Raw genomic sequence first — 17,967 nt, 5'->3', positions numbered from 1 at the left:
GCAGCATCGGTTGCGGGAGCCGCAAGGCGAACCGCGCCAAAACCAACCGCAATATCGGTGGTTCCGACACCAGTGAAGGACGTGATATTCTTCCGCGGCACCCCGCCTCTCGGACACCGACAGGCCCGCGGCAGAGAGGCCCGGATACGGATGCAACAGCTTTGCGTATCCGGGCGTTTCCCTGAACTCAACAACCCCGCGCTTTTACTTTGATGCGGGACGGTATATCTCAGCACCTGTCGACGTAGCGACGGCCATAGCGGTCGCGATAATAGCACTTGTTGGGTTCATTTGTGCGGCCGATTATTGCCCCGGCGGCGCCTCCGGCGGCAGCGCCAACCGCGGCTCCACGCCAGTCATTCGATACAATGCCGCCTATGACGGCGCCGGAGACCGCGCCAATGGCGGCTGATTTCTCCGTGCGGGAGCAGGCCGCCAACATCGACACAGCGGCAATGGCAAGTATGATCTTCTTCACAAATATTCCTTTCTGTTGAGGACGACACGATCGAAACTACTGATCGAGTCCGATCAGATAAGTCAGCCGCCTCTTGGAATGTTGAGTGGAGATTGCGAAAACATTACGCAGGTTGGCTGATCATGGCGGAAGCAGCGCATCTGGGCATTGCCGAGCGACCACAAATGTTTCCGGCACGTATTTGAACAGTAATTGTGGACAGATCAGCGCGGGCATAATGTTGAGGTAATGAAGCGCGAGCCGAACTGCCATCGATAGGTAAGGAGCCCTGTATGCGCCTGCTGCTGGTAGAAGACGAAATGGAAATGGCATCGGCACTGATGGAGGCTCTCGTTCAGCGAGGCAATATCGTCGATCACGTAGCCACGATCGAACTTGCGCGTGAGGCCCTCCTATGGAAGGTGCATGAGGCAGTCCTGCTCGACCGCCAGCTTCCGGACGGAGAAGGCTTGCATCTGCTCGCCGAAATTCGCGAGAGGGGTATCCATATTCCGGTCATCATTCTGACCGCGCATAACGAGCCGTCTGATCGCGTCCAAGGATTGGACGAAGGGGCGGATGACTATATCGGAAAGCCCTTCCTGGCTGATGAACTCATGGCCCGCTTGCGCGCTGCCAGTCGGCGGGCATCGACCTATGCTAGCAACCTCTTGAGTGAGGGCAACGTCTCAATCGACCTGACCTCCATGCAGGTCGAGATCGACGGAAATCCGCTGCAGCTTCCCCGGCGCGAAGTCCTTGTCCTCAAGGCACTTCTGAAGCGTTCGGGAAAGGCGGTCTTGAGACGCTCGCTCGAGGAAGCGCTCTATGGCTACGAGGACGAAATTCAGTCCAACGCCCTCGACAGCCACGTGTCAAAACTTCGAAAGAAGTTGGTCGATGCCAAAGCCAGCGTCACAATCGAGAGCATCCGCGGCCTCGGTTACATTCTCAAGGCTGTCTGAATTGAACTATCTCTTCAAAACCAGATCGCTGAAATGGCGCCTCGTTTCGCAATTTGCCATTCTTCTCGGGTTGTTGATGCTCGTCATCAATATCGGCTTCGTGATTTGGATCATTTCGATGGCACCGAATGTCAACGGAGCAGATGAAGCTGTCCAAGCGGTCATCATGAAATCCATCGTACCTGGCGAGAACGGCCCACGCGTTGAGCCGACGACGGAGTTGGACAATATCTCCAAGGCGTTCCCTACATTTTGGTTCGTTGCAGCTTCACCGAACGGAGCCACTGTCGGCTACGGCCACGTTCCTGGCGAGCTGCAACCATTGATCCCACGGATCAAGGACCTTGAGAGCTTCGCCGTCCTTCAAGACGAAGGCTCGCCTCTGACCGCCGGCTTCGCGAAACTCGAAACCTCCGCAGGCCCGGTGAAGATCGTTTACGGAGGAAAATCGACACCGGGCTCATTCCTGGGGAATCTTCTCTGGGGATTGAAAGTCCTTTATCTGCCGACTACCCTCATTCCTCTCCTTCTCGTCTTCCTGGCCATGCCGTTCATCGTAAACCGGGCCTTCTCCGGAATCAGAAGAACAACCCGGGAGGCAAGCTTGATCGACGTGAACTTTCCCGGCCGACGGCTGCGCCGGGAAGATGTCGTCGAGGAGCTGGACCCATTGGTCAATGCGATCAACACCGCACTGGCCCGCATCGATGCCGATATTGGAACCCGTCAACGCTTCCTGGCTGCGGCAGCACATGAACTCAGGACTCCCATTGCAATCCTGCAAACACGCATCGAAACCCTCGGCGAAGGCGAGCACAAGAGCAAGCTGTTGAAGGATATAGGGAGACTTGCCGCCGTCGCCGAGCAACTCCTCGACATGCAGCGGTTTGCCTTCGTGCAATCGTGGTCAGACGTCGATCTCGTCGAACTATGTGAAACAATCGCTGCAGATCTGGTGCCGCTTGCGATCGCGGGTGGATATGCGCTCGAACTGGAGACACAAGTGAAGTCGATCATAGTGCATGGCGACAGGACATCCATGGAAAGAGCTGTCACAAACCTTGTGAAGAATGCCATCGAGCATGCCGGAGGTCACGGAAGGATAGTTGTCGCGATCAAGACCGACGGTGCAATAGAGGTCTCCGACGATGGTGTGGGCATTGCTGCCTCGGAACGAGAAAAGATCTTCGAACCATTTTACCGCACGACGCCCAAGTCAACCGGCGCAGGGCTTGGGTTGAGCCTGGTCAGGCAGATAGCTCAGCTCCACGGAGGCTCTGTCGCCGCCTTGCCTCAGCAAGTCGGAGCCAAGTTCGCCCTCCGCCTCAGCGGGCCTATCCGCACGATCTTCGGAGATCTTGAGACGCCTCGCATCCCTTCAGAGCACGAAACGCCGGCACACTGCTCGGCGAGAGATGACGATGCGTCGAAGTAATTTAAAATACCACGCTGGAGACGTCGATACCGAATTCTCTCAAGGCGCGCCGGGAGCATTGACGCCTTGAGCTGTTGACCATGGGATGGCTCGCCCTTGCGAGGACATCAACAACGAAGGCCTGATCACGTCCATAGTGCAAGCCATCAAGCAGCCCAAGCGGCACATGATAATCTCAAGGCCAGCAACGCATCGATGGGAGATGAGCTCCGGCCTCGGCGCCGCGTCGATCGCGTTTAACTTCTAACTGCTCGTTTCCGTCTGTGCACGACGGTTAGCACCGCAACCTCGATCGCAATGATCACCATGAGGGCCCAGAAGCCGATCCGGGCTATGTCGCCTCCGCTATGGCGCAGGGCATAACCCAGGCACAGGAACGGCCCATTCCACATCAAACAACCAAGTGCAGTCGCGGCCAGGAAGGTCCAGGGATCGAGCCGCAAAGCGCCGGCCGGCAGCGCCAGATAAATCCTGACGGCCGGAATGACCTGACCTGACAATGTCACCCAGAAATGGTTGCGCCGGTACGCGTCCGTCAGACTGTCGTAAAACGCCAGTCTCAACAGAACGCACCCGCCGTAACGCGCGACAGTGCGGCGCACCCTTTGCGGTCCGAACAACCAGCCGACTGCATACCAACCGAAGCCGCCCACAACCGAACCGGCCGTTACCGCCGCAACGGAAAGAGCAAGCGTAAGAGAATCGGGGAGCATCAACCCGAGCAGCATTAAGAGGATATAAGATGGAAAGAGCGGAACAAATTTCTCGGCGATTGCAAGGCAGAAAATCCCCGCCAGCCCAAAGCTCATGAACGATGTGATCGTGCTCGGCACCTCGGCCGCCAATTCCTGCGCCGTCATGCGACTGGTAGTCCGGCAGACTGGGAACCGCTTGCGATTATGCAGTCCTCCCTCCTGGATATCCGGTAGACGGAAGCGGGCGGCAAGTTCCATATCGTTTGACCGATCCGCACTTCCGCGAGCTTCAAGAGATCCAGAACCTGACTCGGGACCGGGCAGCGAGGTCCGTAAGTAATCTGATGAAACGCACCACCAGATCTGAGATTTTTGAAGGCCCCGCTCAGAATTGCGCGGATCTCCAGCGGCCGCATGGCCCGAAAGCCCAACCCACTCACGACCGCACCGAACGAAACGTCGGCGAAGACATTTGCCTGCTCGATCCGCATTGCGTCGAGGCATAGGACGCGCGCCTTGGGAAAACGACGACGCAGGAGGGCGGCGAAGTCGGCACTTAGCTCGACAAGCGTCAGATCCTCTTCGCGAACGCCGCGTTGGAGAAGCGAATAGGTGAAGACCCCGGTGCCGGGGCCTAATTCCATAACCGGACCCGTGGCCGGTCCGATGCCCTGCGTCATCAATGCCGATACGCGAGAGCCCGAAGGGGTTACAGCCGAAATGGTCCGCGGGTTGCGAAGCCAGGCAAGAAAGAACGAGGCGGCATCAGTGATGAGCATGGAAACCATCCTCAATGATACAGCGTCGCTTGGCCGTGAGGCCGTTGGGGTCAATGGTCATCGGGTTCGTCCCTTCAAGATGAGAGAGCAAGGTCTCACACACCCAGATTGAGAAAACCTGTCACGCCGATACCCCGAGGACGGCCGCGCATGCTCCGCGACGATCACGAACGTCAATCGACCTTTGCAAGGTTATCTCAATGCAGCGATGCTAGAATCTTGAAACCCTGCAGATGCCGGCGAAGGATGGAGCTCACTGAATGCGCGTGCTTTTGGTCGAAGACGAGCGACCCATGGCCGTCGTCCTGCGCGACGGATTGGTTCGCCATGGCATGGTCGTGGACGAGGTGGCGAGGCTGTCGGAGGCCGAGGCTGCGCTTCACAGCGACATATACGACGCCGTCGTTTTAGACCGCCGCCTGCCTGATGGCGATGGTCTTTCGCTGATCAAGTGGCTGCGAGCCAAAGGCGATGTCGTGCCGGTCCTAGTACTGACGGCAAAGGGCGACCTGATCGACAGGGTCGCGGGGCTCAACAGCGGCGCTGACGATTATCTCGGCAAGCCCTTTGCTTTCGAAGAGCTTCTGGCCCGTTTGCGGGCAATCTTGCGCCGCCCGGTCCACATGCAACCAGACGTCGTCAGCCTCGGTCGCATGTCGTTCGATTTCACCCATCGCGAGGTGCATATAGATGGCGTTCACCTGCGCATGCCACGCCGGGAACTGCTCGTACTTGAAGCCCTGATGCGACGCATGGGACGAATGGTTCTGCGCGAAACCTTGATGGAGGCGGTATTCGGCATGAACGACGAAATCGAGTCAAACGCGCTCGATACGCATATCTCGCGTGTTCGTCGCAAGCTCGCGGATACCGAGGCCGGCATCACCATCAGTGGTATCCGTGGCGTCGGCTATCTTCTGCGCGAGATCTCATGATGCGCCGACCTTCACTAAAATGGCTGCTTGTCAGCAGGCTGGTGGCGCTACAGGCAACCATGCTCGCCGTCGTTCTGCTCATTGCCATGGCGACGATATGGGCTACCGGTTATCTGCTTGACGACTACGAAGGCGGCAGTCTCGATGTGCTGGCAGACGCTACGGAGCGCGATGCCGCGGGTGAATTGGTGTTGCGAGCCACGCCGGACCTCGTTCGCCTGCGCGCCAAGACACCGGAACTATGGTTCTCGATCCGCGACACATTGGGACAGCGGCTGCAGGAGGGCAATATTCCGGCCGCGTATCTGCCGGCGGTCGCAGTACTCGGCCAACTCAGCGATGCGCGATTGAGCGATCAGCCCGAACTGGAGGGGAAACCCGACGCCGTAATCAAATGGGTCGAAAGCCCGGCGGGAAGGGTCCAGATCTTCACCGGAACACATGGGCAAATGTCGGCGCAGCGATTTGCCAAGGGCATTTCCGGCGGCTTCATCTCGGTGATCCTGCCCGTCATCGTACTGATGGCGCTGGCAACCTCGCTTGTCACTCCGCTGGTGGTACGTCGTGCACTGGCAGGTCTCGGCCGGACCGTAACGCAAGCCACACACATTGAATTCGACAAGCGCGGCGCCCAACTGGAGGTAAGCGGCGTGCCAATTGAGATCAGGGCACTGGTCACTGCGATCAACGATGCTCTACGCCGGTTGGACGCGGGCTATGAGAGACACCAGCACTTTCTCGCCCAGGCGGCCCATGAATTACGCACACCGATCGCCATCTTGAACGCCCGCGTCTCCGTGCTGCCCGCCAGCGCAGACAAACGCGACCTTTTGGAAGACGCGGCGCGACTGACGACACTTGCCGGACAGCTGCTCGATCTTCAACGCCTCGGCCAGAAGCACAACGATTTCCTGCCGGTCGATCTGGTCGCCATGGCCAAGCAGGTGCTGTTCGAGCTGGGGCCACTGGCGCTGGCCGCCGGTTACGACGTATCCTTCGAACCCGCCTGCGACCAGGTATGGGTGACCGGTGATCAGACGTCTTTGGAACGCGCGCTGACCAATCTGGTCCAGAATGCCATCGATCACGGCGGGCGCCAGGGAACGATCACCGTGCGCGTCGGCAAAGGCGGCTTTGTCGAGGTTTGTGACGAGGGTAACGGCATTCCGCTCGATGAACGCGAGCAAATCTTCGAACCCTTCAATCGCGTGGGCGCCGACGGTCGGGGCGCGGGACTGGGACTCAATCTGGTTCGGGAAATCATGCAGCTCCATGGCGGTTCCATCGCCGTGGTCAACACCACTTCGAAAGGCGCCTGTCTGAGAATGTCCTTTCTAGGAGACGGAGCTGCCAGGTGCGACGTGCGGACGAGCTGAAGGTTGGTCAGCGGTGGGTTATCATTCTCCGCAAGGGTGAGGCGTTGAGTGGAATGATGTTCGAATATTATATTTTATCGCATTAATTCAATAATTTATCAAAATATCTTGACGCGACGCATTTGCTATTGTTGCTCGAAATACCACGGAAATTGAATTGGAGACAGTTCACAGCCGCGTAACCGGGCCTTCCCGCATTGAGGCCGAATTCAGCATCTCCGCCGGAGTAGACTTTCCAGATCCTGGGGGACCTGCAATCGCGGTGATTAGCGTTTAGCCCCCGCTAACATTGGAAGTTCGCTTCATAAGCTGCTCTTCAGATAGAGTATTCACGTTCTGAACCTTTTAAATCTCAGATGCAAGCCAACGGATCATGTTGGCCATCAACAGATCATATCCCTGCCAAGCCATGAAATCGGCCGACAACCAGTGCGGCCCAATGTCGGTCATCCAGGCGAGCGTGCGTCCGGCACCATATTTCCGGGCAGCCAAAAGTGGCATCGAGATCCCTCGGGTCGTACACTCCACCAGAGTCTGCGTCATCGTGTCCGGCCGTGCGACGACGCGGTTCATTCCCAGGATGTACGGCATGCGAGACGCGACCCCTCTCAGCACAGGGTGTTCAGCATCCACAATAGTAGGATCGAGCCCTTCCGGCGCTTCGAGCCCGTCTGGGCTTGAATGGATCAAGACAGGCAAACACTCTTCAACTGGAGTGCCATGAAACATCGCCGATCCATCCATTCCCTGAAAGCTGGTATAGCCTCCAGCCATCATTAGAGCGCCCCCTCTTTCTACCCAAAGGCGGAGAAGTTCCAGCCGATTGATCGAACGTTGGCCCGCCCGTGTTTCAGACGTGTATAACAACGATAGCGCTCCGACATCCGAAAGCACTACCACCGAGTATGCGGAAAGAGCCTCCAGCGATTTCGGAAACTCATCTTCGCAGCGTTCACCACCAATCTGAATTAAATCGATATTTTGGTTGGCAAGTGCTTGGATGAAGCGTGTCGCCCCATTCGAATAACGCGACGATGCGCCAACCTCCAGACCCTTGGAAGCGAAGGAGGTCACATGGAAAGTCTCACCAGCGAGCAGCACTTGTTTCATGAAAATTCCTTGATGAGGGTGGGCAACGCCAATGACGTTGCCCAAAGCGCGTCAGAATTTGAACTCTTCGACATTGGCCGGGGTGACGATCTTGGCAGGTCCAAGCAACACCTCACCCTTTGCTCCGATCTTGTAATCCCCGAGACGACCAGCTTTGAAGGTTTCCCCCTCCTTGCCCGTCACCTTGCACGAAGCCACGGCTTGCGCGGCGTAATAGGTGAGATAGCCAAGATCCTTCACATTCCACCAGATGTCCTGTACCGAGCCATTCTGGATATATTTCTTGATCAATGTTGCCGGGGCCAAACCGGTCAATTTGATCTTGCCGAGAAGACCGGCCTGATCCATCGCACGAGCAGCCGCTGGTAGACCAATACCAGCCGGAATGATAATGCCCTTCAGGTTCGGGAAGGCTTGGGCAAGGCCAAGCGCCTGTTGCTGATTGACCTGCTCGCTTTCTTGGCCATAGGCAACCTGGACCAATTTCATTTTTGCGTACTTCTTGTCGTCTGCCATCTTCTTCTTCATGAAGTCGATCCAGGCGTTCTGATTGGTCGCTGTGGGCGTCGACGACAAGATGGCGAAATCGCCCTCATAGTTGATCAGTTGCCCCATCGATTCCAACATCATTTCAGCCAAGCTGTCTCCTGCCGCCTGGTTCAGAAAGACCGTACGCGCTGCGGTCGAGACGTCAGAGTCGTAGGATACAACTTTGACACCTTGCTTTTCAGCACGTCGCAGAGCAGGTGCGACAGCGTTGGCATCATTTGCGGAGATGGCGATAACGCCAACCTTCTGGGACACAAGGTTATTAATGAAGTCGATCTGCGCTTCGGCAGTTGCCTGTGAGGGAGCCTGCTTGATCGCTTTGCCGCCAATCTCGCCTGCCGCCTCCTCCGCACCAGTTTGGGCGACCTGGAAGTAGGGGTCTGTGTCGAGCTTTGGCAGAAAACCCACAGTGACGGGAGCCTTGGCACACTCCTCCGCACTCGCCGTCATTACGCTCGCGAGAAGACTGCTCGCCATAAGTATCGATTTAAGAACGGTTGATTTCATTGAGATCTCTCCTCCAAGATTCCGGCTTCGATGAACAAACGAGCCGCCGGTCGCTACTCGTCTATTTTGGGTGGGAAGTAACGCAGTCTGACGCCAGCGAAGATGCGCTCAGCCGCGTTGCTCACGAGCAGTGACACAATTAAGAGAAGCCCAATGACGGTTCCCTGTGCATCGCCGCCGATTTGCAAAAGGCCAAGTACGTTTCGGAGTGTCGCAAACAACAGCAGAGCCCAGAGAACACCTGTCAGCCTGCCTTTTCCCCCAAAGACACTGACGCCTCCAAGCAGCGCAATGGTGATCACGTCAAGCTCAATGCCGACTGCATTGTTTGCACGTGCATTGGCCAAACGTGCAGCATAAACCATCCCCGCTGCGGCACAGATGACACCGGATGTGATGAATAGTCCAAGGACTGTCCGCGCCAGCTGAATTCCGGAGTATCGGGCCGCCTCGGGGCTCCCTCCGATTGCGTATATCCGGCGTCCCAGGGGCATCCGTTGGAGGGCGACAGCAAAGATCGGCGCAAGCACGATGAAGGGCACGATCGTCCACGGTACGGGACTGTCGCCGACGGTGTTTATGCCAAGATCAAGGAAGCTATCAGGGAAATCGTTGATCGATCCCGAACCAAGAAGGATGTAGCCGACGCCACGGTATAAGGCCATCGTGCCGAGCGTGACGACGAGGGACGGAAGACCTAACTTCGTCACCAATACCCCGTTGAACGCTCCACATACTGCACCTGCCAAAAGGGTAAGCGATACCGACAGGAAAAGCGGGAAATTTGCCTGCACCAACAATCCAAATATGACACTCGTAAGCGCTAGAATGCTTCCGACAGAAAGGTCAATCTCTCTCGCGATGATCAAGAAAACCATCGGCAGAACGATAAGTGCTCGCTCTGAAATCCCGGCAACCGCTTGGGAAATATTGAAGGTCGACGCGAAGTTCGGTACCTCAAAGATCGCATAAATGATTACGAGAATCGTGATGGCGGCAAGGAAATTATCCCAGTTGCCAATTCGAGCAACAAAATCGGATCCGTGCTTTGGATTGGCGGTCATGGCCTTGCTCCCCCGGCAGATGCTCTTCGCGCGACGTAGGCGTCGATCGCAATGGCGGCAAGAATGACGAGGCCGTAGATCCCCTGAAGCCAGAGTGGGTCAATGCGCACAAGCGTCAAACCATTGTTGATCACAAGAAGCAAAAGCGACCCTGCCGCAACGCCGAGAATGGTGCCTGAACCGCCGCGCACCGCGACGCCACCAACAACCACGGCCGCAATGACCGTCAGCTCGAAACCGTAAGCGACCCGTGCATCGACTGTGGCATAGCGCGAGGCCCAAAGCGCACCATCGAATCCTGCCAGTAAGCCTGCCGCAGCAAAGGCCAATAGGATTCGTGGCCTAGCTGGGATTCCGATCAGCCGAGCGCCATCGGGATTTGATCCGATAGCGTAGAGTTCACGACCAAGTGTCGTGTATCGAAGCACATATCCGGCGGCCAGAAGCGTCGCGATTGCAATGAGGATAATTGCTGGGACACCAAGAATGTTAGCGCTCGTCAAGTCGAGCCATGATTGCGGAACCTGATCCGCGCTTACCTGAGTACCCCCGGCCCAAAGACTGTTTAGACCTCGAAATACGGACATTGTCCCGAGCGTTACCACAATGGCCGGAACTCTCCCGTAAGTGATCACCAGCCCATTCACGACCCCCGCGGCGAGACCTATGCCACAGGCCAACAACACTCCGCCAAGGACCCCGATTTCCGGGTGAGAATGGAGCGTCGAAGCTGCGCCATATGCGGCCAAACCAATGACGGCCGCAACCGATAGATCAATGTTGCGAGTGATTAGAACAAGCATCTGAGCGATGGCGACGATCATCAACAGTCCGGCGTCCATCGCCAGGGCCGAGAGATTTGAACCACTCAGCATGCGAAAATTTACAATCGAGATTGGAACGATCACTGCGAGCATCGCGGCAACCAATCCGAACTCACGCCGTGCGAATATTTGCTTCAGCAGGCCTTGCTCTGGCACTCGCTCGACGCGCTCGCTGTTTGGATGCGCCGACTTTGCAACAAGCTCTCCCTCAACCTTTTGAGCGATCGCATCGGTTGCCGCCTCTATGATTTTCTCTTGCGTTGCTTCCTCACGGCCGAAATTGCCGGAGATACGTCCTTCGCGAAGCACAATCATTCGGTCGGACATTCCCAGTAGCTCTGGAAGCTCTGACGAGATCAGAATGATCGCCATCCCTTGGCTAGCAAGATTAGCCATCATCTCGTGGACACCTGCTTTGGACTGCACATCGATCCCTTGCGTCGGCTCATCGAGAATGAGAACCCGGGGATTTGTCGCCAGCCATTTTGAGAGGACGACTTTTTGCTGATTGCCACCCGATAGTGAACTGACCGGTTGATCATAAGAACTGAAGCGAAGACGCAGCCGATCGAGGAATGGCTCTGCCAAGCCAAGCTCCTTCGATCGAGACATGAGTCCGCCACGAGTGGCCTCGTCAAGCACTGTGAGGGAGGCGTTGTTCAGGATGGAGAAATCCATAATCAGGCTCTGGCCAAGTCGGTCCTCAGACACGTAGGCAATGCCCTGCTTCATCGCCTCGCGTGGTGAAGAGAGGTCGACACTCTTGCCGTCGATGGCGATAGTTCCATTGGTGGGCTGATCGATGCCGAACAAAACGCGGGCAATCTCCGTGCGCCCACTGCCGACCAGGCCGCCGAAGCCAAGAATTTCTCCGCCGCGCAACTGGAAAGAAATGTCCTTGAAGACACCATCGAGAGAGAGGTTCTGGACTTCCAGAACAACATCCCCAGGGACGGCAGCATGATGCGGATAGAGATTATCGAGGGCGCGACCAACCATCATCTGGATCGCCCGCTCGCGCGACAATTCAATCGTCAGTTCTGTACCAACGAGACGACCGTCGCGAAGTACCGTAATTCTATCGGCGACACGATAAATTTCATCCATGCGATGGCCGACGAACATCATAGCCACGCCTTGTTTCTTCAGGTCCTCCACAACAGCAAAGAGCCGTTCAACCTCCCTTTGTGAAAGCGCAGCGGTGGGTTCGTCCATGATCAGAACCCGCGCATTGAGAGAAAGTGCTCGCGCCACCTCGACAAGCTGCTGCTCGGAAGTCCGCAACTTTCGTAGCGGCAGCGTCGCGTCCGCGTTCAAACCGACGATCTTGAGGAGGCGCTTAGCCTCCGCTTGCATGCCGTTATGATCAAGCTTCCACTGTGTTCCCGTCTGTCCGATGAACATGTTTTCCGCGATACTGAGGTCGGGGAAGAGACCTGGATGCTGGTGCATGACGGCAACACCTGCTCGCTGCGCCTCCAGTGGCGATGACAAGTGCATCGATTGACCACCAATGACGACCGCTCCGGCGTCCGGTCGATGGACGCCAGCGAGAAGCTTTACGCAGGTGCTCTTTCCAGCACCATTCTCCCCAAGAAGCGCAAGAACCTCTCCCGCTCTCAATTCTATTGTGACATCTGAGACCGCAACCGTTCCGCCGAATCTTTTCGTTACGCCTGCAAGTGACGCAACAATGTTGGTATCGACTTGAGTCTGACTGCCGACGGGCAACGAGATCGCGTCATTCATCTCTGACACCAAACTCGATTTCATTCCGCACCGAGAAGCGGCACTTGGCAGATGTCATTTCGGCCTCCTCACCCAATAAAAGAAACTGATTTTCTCAGCCTTTATTTATTAAAGCAGTTTACTATAATTATTGTTGCGGTTCGTCAAGCGTCGTCGTAGAGGTGCTTTTGACAATCGGCAGGCTGCGCGTAAAAGAGCGAGAAGGGTTGAACAGGCAGGGGAACGGAGCGAAGAAATGGCTGGCAAGGGTAGCAACTCTGTTCAATTGCGTCACTACAATGAGCGAGTGGTGCTTGATGCGGTCCGGCGCTTCGGGGATGCGTCCAAGGCCGAGATCGCTCGATTCGCACACCTCACTCCTCCTGCAGTTGCGGGAATTGTCGATTCGCTTGTTGCTGCTGGTTATCTGGTCGAGAACGGGAAACGTTTTGGTGAGCGGGGCCAACCCTCAGCAATGTATCGGCTCTCTGTAGATGGCGCGTATTCGATCGGGCTCCACATTGGTCGACGTGCAATGGACGCCATTTTGATAAATTTTGCTGGCGAGGCCGTCGCGTTCGAAACACACGAATACGACCACCCTGATCCAGCAAACATTCGGAAGCTTGGGGAAGAAGCAATAAGTCGCTTCAGAAATGAACTTGGAAAAGAAAGGCAATCTCGACTGATCGGAATTGGGATCTCGGCTCCCTACTTCATCGGTGGGTGGGATGAGGAACTTGGGTTTCCTTCTGACGTTCAGTTGGCTTGGCGTTCCTTTGATCTTAGATCACATTTTGCTCAATCGGAGTCCCTCACCGTGCTCATCGAGAATGACGCGTCGGCGGCTGCCGTAGCGGAACTGGTCTACGGCCTTGGGCGACAATACTCGGATTTCCTCCATATTTCGCTGAGCACTTTCGTGGGTGCAGGCCTTGTCCTCGATGGGACGCTGCAAACAGGCCCAAATGGAAACACTGCAGCATTCGGCCCGTTTCCGGTGACGCCATCGACACTCAATTCCGTGCCAAAACCGGCGGGACGGTTTGAGGTTCTGTTACATCGCGCTTCCATCTACACGCTTGTACAGCATCTGCGACACAATGGCTTTCACATCACAAGGGTACGCGATCTCGACCCAATGCCGGAAGCTGCACGGAAGCTGGTATCAGAATGGCAGGTTGATTGCGCAGATGCACTAGCTCAAGCAATCATTGGCAGCATCGCTGTGGTTGACTTGGAAGCCGTGGTAATCGACGGGCTCCTACCTCAATCGCTCCTACATGACACGGTCGAACTTATCCGGCAAAGCTTCACCGAAATGTTGCCGCCAGGTCTTATCCCGCCCGTTATTGCTGCTGGAGCGCTCGGATCTCGCGGTTCAGCACATGGCGCTAGCTTACTGCCCATTTATTCGATGTTTGGCCCAGATACCGGCGTACTCATGAAAAAGGGCCTGGACAAAAAGCCACTCATGATCGGCTCTGAATATTATCGTCGAGGCTCGTAACGCATCTCCCTCACGAGTGTAGCTTGATGAAGTCGAAGCCATACCGGAAAAAAGATCGAACCTCCCGTATCGCTACCAAGCGATGCAAAGCCGGTACCGGCAGCCATTGCGGCACCCGATCGGCGGGGATGACGCTTCGCAAAAACGCCCGCGGTCAGCTGCAGCTTTCCGAGAAGAACGCCGACGGTCTCAGCCAGACGCCTGACCATAGTTGCATCGGAATTCGATTCGCGTGAATGGGCATGGCCACAATCCCGACAATGCCGGTGGTGTCGAAGACATCCTTCAGCGTGATGAGAATGCCGTGCAAGGGGCCACGGCAACGTCCGTTTGCGATCTCGGCTTTGGCCCGATGCGCTTACCCCGGGGCAATTTCCGGCGTCACCGTGTGTAGGCTCGCAATTCTGGGACGAGCCGCGGCCGATTGATGAGGAGATCAATTTTGCAGCCGTTGCCGCCAGTACAGCTGATGTGCCAAGCGGCTGAGAGCAATACGAATTATACGCGCGCAATCGACCTCATATTTGCAAGCCGACGTAAAAAGAACTATCGGGCTATAGTGTCAGGCCCCCAAATTTGAGATGGAGATCGGCATGCTATCGCAGCCGCACCCGTTATACGAACAGGTCAAGTTGCATGTTCTGGAACGAATTGCCGATGGAACATACCGTCCGGGATCCAAGATCCCGAGCGAGAATCAGCTAGCCGCAGAGCTGGGCGTATCCCGCCTTACCGCGCATCGGGCGCTGCGCGAGCTAACTGTCAGCGGCGCCCTGCAACGCATCAATGGAGTCGGGACGTTCGTCGCCCAGCCCAAAGCTTCCTCGACCTTTGTTCTTCTGCACAATATCGCCGATGATATCCGCAATCGCGGTCAGGTACTTTCCATTCAGGTCCATACTCTCGAGCGTAAGAACGCAACGCCCGAAGTCGCGGAGCGCATGGGAATACGTTCACGCGAGCCGGTCTTTCGCAGCTTGATCGTCTACAGCGCAAACGGCAGCCCGCTGCAGCTCGAGGATCGCTACGTATCGCCCAAATTCGCGCCTGCCTACCTCAGCCAGGATTTCGCCAAGCAGTCGACAACGGACTATCTGCAACGGATCGCATTACCCACCCGCATGGAACACGAAATCCAAGCCGTCCTTCCGACCGCAGCAGAAGCTGGCTTTCTCGATCTTCGCGAAAGCGATCCTTGTCTTGTCGTCTCGCGCAAGACCTGGGTCGGGCCGATGGTGACAACCTTTACCCGCTTTGTGCACCCCGGCATGCGGCATAGCTTTGTCACCCAGGAAACGATCGACGAGCGCCATTAGCACTCACTTTGTTTCACGGACAGACCGGCAATTCCGCGCAGCTATATTTCAAGCCGCTTCCCTCGAATGCTCTTCAACCTCCTGTTAGACCGCTGAATCCGCTCAATTAATAGGCATACAGGAAGCAGGATGAAAATTCTTGCTCCTCCTGTTGCGTCGTCCGCTGATTCATGTAACCTATATATACAGGTACATATAGGTACATATAGGTTGGTGAGAGACGTTGATCACTTTCGAGAATGTGACGAAGCGCTATCATGGTGATGTTGTTGCGGTGAAGGAACTGTCGTTCACGGCGCCGACGGGCAAATTGACGGTGCTTGTCGGCCCTTCGGGATGCGGCAAGACTACCTCGCTGCGTATGATCAATCGCCTCGTTCGCCCGACCTCGGGCACCATCAAACTTGGTGACGAGCCGACATCGAATATGGACGAGGCGATACTTCGCCGCCGCATCGGCTATGTCATTCAACATGCCGGGCTCTTCCCCCATCGAACCGTCGTCGACAATGTCGCCACGACCGCCCGCCTGAACGGCACGCCGAAGAAGCAGGCGCGGACAATCGCCATGGAATTGCTCGAACGGGTCGGCCTTTCCGAGGCTTTCGCGCAACGTTACCCCTGGCAACTCTCCGGTGGCCAGCAGCAGCGCGTCGGCGTGGCGCGCGCCCTGGCATCCAATCCAAAATTCATGCTGATGGACGAGCCCTTCAGCGCCGTCGATCCGATCGTCCGCACGCAACTACAAGACGAATTTCTCCGCCTGCAGCGGGAAATGAGCAAGACCATCATCATGGTCACGCACGATATCGACGAGGCACTGAAGCTCGGCGACCAGGTTGCAGTGCTGCGGGTTGGTGGAGAACTTGCCCAGATCGCGACGCCGCAGGAGTTGCTGACCAGGCCGGCGGATGGATTCGTTGCCGATTTCGTTGGCCGCGACCGCGGCTATCGCTTCCTGGGATTTGTCGGAGCTGACGGGCGCCTGGCCATAAGAGCCGAACCGACCGCCCGCCTCGGCGACACACCTGAAACTGCGCGCAACGCCGCCAGGGATCGATGGCTGCTCGTAATCGACGATCAAGGCAAGCCGCTCGGCTGGACCGAGCCGGCGAGCCTGCGCGGCCCGATCCGGACCGGCGACCTCAACCTCAGCAGTACCTTTGCCACCGAAAACGATTCCCTGCGACAGCTCCTCGATGCAGCCCTTAGTTCACCCAGCCGGCGCGGTGTCGTCATCGACGGCAAGGGCCAGTTGATGGGCTGCGTGGCGGTCACCGATCTGGCCGCGCTGCTCGACAGGTCGCCAGAACCCGCAACTGCGAGAACGGGAGTGGGCCATGCGGTTTGACTGGCTGCTGCGTGAATCCGGCAATATCGTCAATCTGTTCTGGTGGCATGTCGGCCTGTCCGCCATTCCGGTGATCGCCGCCCTTCTTATCTCACTGCCGCTCGGATGGCTGGCGCATAGAAGCGGCCTGTTCAAATCGGTCATTCTCGGAGCGGCCGGCCTGCTTTACACCATTCCGTCGCTGGCACTCTTCGTGCTCATGCCGCTGGTTCTGCAAACGAAGATCCTCGACCCGTTGAACGTGATCGTGGCCCTCACGGTCTATTCCATGGCGCTGCTTGTCAGAACCGTCAGCGACGGCCTTGATGCCGTGCCGCCCGACACGCTGCAGGCTGCCACCGCCATCGGATATCGGGCCGCTGGTCGATTCTTTCTGGTCGAGCTTCCGATCGCGGTACCGGTTATTGCCGCCGGCCTGCGTGTGGCACTCGTTTCCAATGTCAGCGTCGTCTCGGTTGCCGCCCTCGTCGGAACGCCGCAGCTCGGATTGCTGTTCACGCAAGGACTGCAGCTTCGTTTCGTAACGCCGCTGATCGCCGGCATCGTGCTCTGCCTGCTGCTTGCCATCGTCCTCGACGGGATGGTGATCCTGCTCAGCCGCTGGCTCACGCCATGGCGCCCGAGAAAGGCGTGACCCCATGATCGACTGGTTTCTCAATCCGACACAGTGGCATGGTTCAGGCGGCATCCCGACCCTGCTTGCCCAGCATCTTCAATATAGCTTTATCGCGCTGCTGATCGCCTTGATCATTGCCCTGCCGATCGGCTTTTATGTCGGACACACTGGCAAGGGAACCTTCCTGATTGCGGGTGCCGCCAATGCGACGCGCGCATTGCCGAGCCTTGGCCTTATCGTGCTGCTCGTCATTCTCGTCGGCCCCTATTTCAAATCGGATCTAGCCTTTCTGGTGCCGAGCATCGCCGTCCTCGTGCTGATCGCCGTGCCGCCGATCATGATGGGTGCCTATTCCGGTATTGCTTCCGTGGATCCGGCTGCCGTCGATGCCGCCAGAGGCATGGGCTATCGCCCACTCGCCCTTCTCTTCAGCGTCGAATTGCCCTGCGCCCTGCCGCTGATCTTCTCCGGTTTCCGCAGCGCCGCCCTTCAGGTGATATCGACGGCAACGATCGCCGCTTACGTCTCCCTTGGTGGCCTTGGCCGGCTCATCATCGATGGCCGCGCTCAAAACGACTACATGCAGATGGCCGCTGGCGCCGTTCTCGTGGGTGTACTTGCCCTGATCGTCGACCTCATTTTCGGCCTTGCATCCAGGATCGCAGTCTCGCCCGGCTTGACGCGCCGGACTGCGAGGGGTGCCGGCATTCGGCACCTTCTTGCCCAACGAAAACAACGGAACAGCTAGAG

16 protein-coding genes are annotated in these 17,967 nt (G+C 57.0%); 9 read left to right on the top strand and 7 right to left on the bottom strand.

Translation table 11 applies throughout. The features are described from left to right. Nucleotides 1–229: 229 nt before the first annotated feature. A complete protein-coding gene (locus tag BJ928_RS27465) occupies nucleotides 230–478 on the bottom strand; it encodes a YMGG-like glycine zipper-containing protein (RefSeq protein ID WP_047633520.1) in 249 nt (82 codons plus the stop codon). 272 nt (nucleotides 479–750) lie between these two features. Between BJ928_RS27465 and BJ928_RS27460 the strand changes: the two genes are divergently transcribed. Both BJ928_RS27460 and BJ928_RS27455 read left to right on the top strand, forming a co-directional pair. Continuing rightward, the gene (locus tag BJ928_RS27460; RefSeq protein WP_047633522.1) at nucleotides 751–1,422 is read left to right on the top strand and encodes a response regulator transcription factor; all 672 of its coding nucleotides are present in this window, start codon (nucleotides 751–753) and stop codon (nucleotides 1,420–1,422) included. 76 nt (nucleotides 1,423–1,498) lie between these two features. Next, on the top strand, nucleotides 1,499–2,857 hold the full coding sequence (locus tag BJ928_RS27455) for a HAMP domain-containing sensor histidine kinase (protein ID WP_183079459.1): 1,359 nt from the start codon (nucleotides 1,499–1,501) through the stop codon (nucleotides 2,855–2,857). A gap of 236 nt (nucleotides 2,858–3,093) precedes the next feature. Here the strand turns inward: BJ928_RS27455 and BJ928_RS27450 are convergent, their stop codons facing one another. Together BJ928_RS27450 and BJ928_RS27445 are read right to left on the bottom strand one after the other, a co-directional pair. Further along, nucleotides 3,094–3,717: a VTT domain-containing protein gene (locus BJ928_RS27450; RefSeq protein WP_047633524.1), complete on the bottom strand. Its 624-nt coding sequence runs from the start codon at nucleotides 3,715–3,717 to the stop codon at nucleotides 3,094–3,096. Continuing rightward, a complete protein-coding gene (locus tag BJ928_RS27445; RefSeq protein WP_047633526.1) occupies nucleotides 3,714–4,331 on the bottom strand; it encodes a methyltransferase domain-containing protein in 618 nt (205 codons plus the stop codon). The genes BJ928_RS27450 and BJ928_RS27445 overlap by 4 nt, the downstream gene beginning before the upstream one ends. A gap of 260 nt (nucleotides 4,332–4,591) precedes the next feature. On the opposite strand from BJ928_RS27445, the gene BJ928_RS27440 reads away from it, so the two are divergent. Beyond that, nucleotides 4,592–5,266: a response regulator transcription factor gene (locus BJ928_RS27440; RefSeq protein ID WP_047633528.1), complete on the top strand. Its 675-nt coding sequence runs from the start codon at nucleotides 4,592–4,594 to the stop codon at nucleotides 5,264–5,266. Then, on the top strand, nucleotides 5,266–6,642 hold the full coding sequence (locus tag BJ928_RS27435) for a HAMP domain-containing sensor histidine kinase (RefSeq protein ID WP_047633680.1): 1,377 nt from the start codon (nucleotides 5,266–5,268) through the stop codon (nucleotides 6,640–6,642). The genes BJ928_RS27440 and BJ928_RS27435 overlap by 1 nt, the downstream gene beginning before the upstream one ends. A gap of 345 nt (nucleotides 6,643–6,987) precedes the next feature. Here BJ928_RS27435 and BJ928_RS27430 read toward each other — a convergent pair whose 3' ends face one another. Genes BJ928_RS27430 through BJ928_RS27415 form a run of 4 tightly spaced genes read right to left on the bottom strand, consistent with a single transcriptional unit; the run spans nucleotide 6,988 to nucleotide 12,445 of the window. Beyond that, nucleotides 6,988–7,752 (bottom strand): glutamine amidotransferase, encoded by a 765-nt coding sequence (locus tag BJ928_RS27430; protein WP_047633529.1) that lies wholly within the window; start codon nucleotides 7,750–7,752, stop codon nucleotides 6,988–6,990. Nucleotides 7,753–7,803: 51 nt separating this feature from the next. Beyond that, complete coding sequence (locus BJ928_RS27425; RefSeq protein ID WP_047633531.1) at nucleotides 7,804–8,808, bottom strand: rhamnose ABC transporter substrate-binding protein; 1,005 nt, start codon at nucleotides 8,806–8,808, stop codon at nucleotides 7,804–7,806. A gap of 53 nt (nucleotides 8,809–8,861) precedes the next feature. Further along, entirely contained in the window at nucleotides 8,862–9,872 is a 1,011-nt protein-coding gene (locus BJ928_RS27420; RefSeq protein ID WP_047633533.1) for an ABC transporter permease, read from the bottom strand. Next, nucleotides 9,869–12,445, bottom strand: coding sequence for an ATP-binding cassette domain-containing protein (locus tag BJ928_RS27415; RefSeq protein ID WP_052227812.1), 2,577 nt, complete (start codon nucleotides 12,443–12,445; stop codon nucleotides 9,869–9,871). Before BJ928_RS27415 ends, BJ928_RS27420 begins: the two co-directional genes overlap by 4 nt. 235 nt (nucleotides 12,446–12,680) lie before the next feature. Between BJ928_RS27415 and BJ928_RS27410 the strand changes: the two genes are divergently transcribed. From BJ928_RS27410 to BJ928_RS27385, 5 genes are all read left to right on the top strand, one after another. After that, a complete protein-coding gene (locus BJ928_RS27410) occupies nucleotides 12,681–13,934 on the top strand; it encodes an ROK family transcriptional regulator (RefSeq protein ID WP_047633534.1) in 1,254 nt (417 codons plus the stop codon). Nucleotides 13,935–14,515: 581 nt separating this feature from the next. Then, nucleotides 14,516–15,250, top strand: coding sequence for a UTRA domain-containing protein (locus BJ928_RS27400; protein WP_047633535.1), 735 nt, complete (start codon nucleotides 14,516–14,518; stop codon nucleotides 15,248–15,250). A 223-nt stretch (nucleotides 15,251–15,473) separates the two neighbouring features. Continuing rightward, a complete protein-coding gene (locus BJ928_RS27395; protein ID WP_047633536.1) occupies nucleotides 15,474–16,601 on the top strand; it encodes an ABC transporter ATP-binding protein in 1,128 nt (375 codons plus the stop codon). Further along, complete coding sequence (locus BJ928_RS27390; RefSeq protein WP_047633537.1) at nucleotides 16,591–17,235, top strand: ABC transporter permease subunit; 645 nt, start codon at nucleotides 16,591–16,593, stop codon at nucleotides 17,233–17,235. Before BJ928_RS27395 ends, BJ928_RS27390 begins: the two co-directional genes overlap by 11 nt. Before the next feature lie 4 nt (nucleotides 17,236–17,239). Beyond that, complete coding sequence (locus tag BJ928_RS27385; protein ID WP_047633538.1) at nucleotides 17,240–17,965, top strand: ABC transporter permease subunit; 726 nt, start codon at nucleotides 17,240–17,242, stop codon at nucleotides 17,963–17,965. Nucleotides 17,966–17,967: the final 2 nt, after the last annotated feature.

The sequence above is a fragment of the Rhizobium sp. WW_1 genome, from assembly GCF_003610155.1.
GTDB classification, from domain to species: Bacteria; Pseudomonadota; Alphaproteobacteria; order Rhizobiales; family Rhizobiaceae; genus Rhizobium; species Rhizobium tropici_A.
The sequence above is the reverse complement of the archived record's forward strand: the minus strand, read 5'-3'. Positions and strand labels throughout refer to the sequence as shown.

Excerpts from the sequence above, each read along its gene's own strand:
- BJ928_RS27455 (WP_183079459.1), top strand. The coding sequence starts at position 1,499 with ATGCTCGTCATCAATATCGGCTTCGTGATTTGGATCATTTCGATGGCA.
- BJ928_RS27420 (WP_047633533.1), bottom strand. The coding sequence starts at position 9,872 with ATGACCGCCAATCCAAAGCACGGATCCGATTTTGTTGCTCGAATTGGC.
- BJ928_RS27435 (WP_047633680.1), top strand. The coding sequence starts at position 5,266 with ATGCGCCGACCTTCACTAAAATGGCTGCTTGTCAGCAGGCTGGTGGCG.
- BJ928_RS27410 (WP_047633534.1), top strand. The coding sequence starts at position 12,681 with ATGGCTGGCAAGGGTAGCAACTCTGTTCAATTGCGTCACTACAATGAG.
- BJ928_RS27445 (WP_047633526.1), bottom strand. The coding sequence starts at position 4,331 with ATGCTCATCACTGATGCCGCCTCGTTCTTTCTTGCCTGGCTTCGCAAC.
- BJ928_RS27460 (WP_047633522.1), top strand. The coding sequence starts at position 751 with ATGCGCCTGCTGCTGGTAGAAGACGAAATGGAAATGGCATCGGCACTG.
- BJ928_RS27415 (WP_052227812.1), bottom strand. The coding sequence starts at position 12,445 with ATGAATGACGCGATCTCGTTGCCCGTCGGCAGTCAGACTCAAGTCGAT.
- BJ928_RS27430 (WP_047633529.1), bottom strand. The coding sequence starts at position 7,752 with ATGAAACAAGTGCTGCTCGCTGGTGAGACTTTCCATGTGACCTCCTTC.
- BJ928_RS27425 (WP_047633531.1), bottom strand. The coding sequence starts at position 8,808 with ATGAAATCAACCGTTCTTAAATCGATACTTATGGCGAGCAGTCTTCTC.
- BJ928_RS27390 (WP_047633537.1), top strand. The coding sequence starts at position 16,591 with ATGCGGTTTGACTGGCTGCTGCGTGAATCCGGCAATATCGTCAATCTG.
- BJ928_RS27400 (WP_047633535.1), top strand. The coding sequence starts at position 14,516 with ATGGAGATCGGCATGCTATCGCAGCCGCACCCGTTATACGAACAGGTC.
- BJ928_RS27385 (WP_047633538.1), top strand. The coding sequence starts at position 17,240 with ATGATCGACTGGTTTCTCAATCCGACACAGTGGCATGGTTCAGGCGGC.
- BJ928_RS27440 (WP_047633528.1), top strand. The coding sequence starts at position 4,592 with ATGCGCGTGCTTTTGGTCGAAGACGAGCGACCCATGGCCGTCGTCCTG.
- BJ928_RS27450 (WP_047633524.1), bottom strand. The coding sequence starts at position 3,717 with ATGACGGCGCAGGAATTGGCGGCCGAGGTGCCGAGCACGATCACATCG.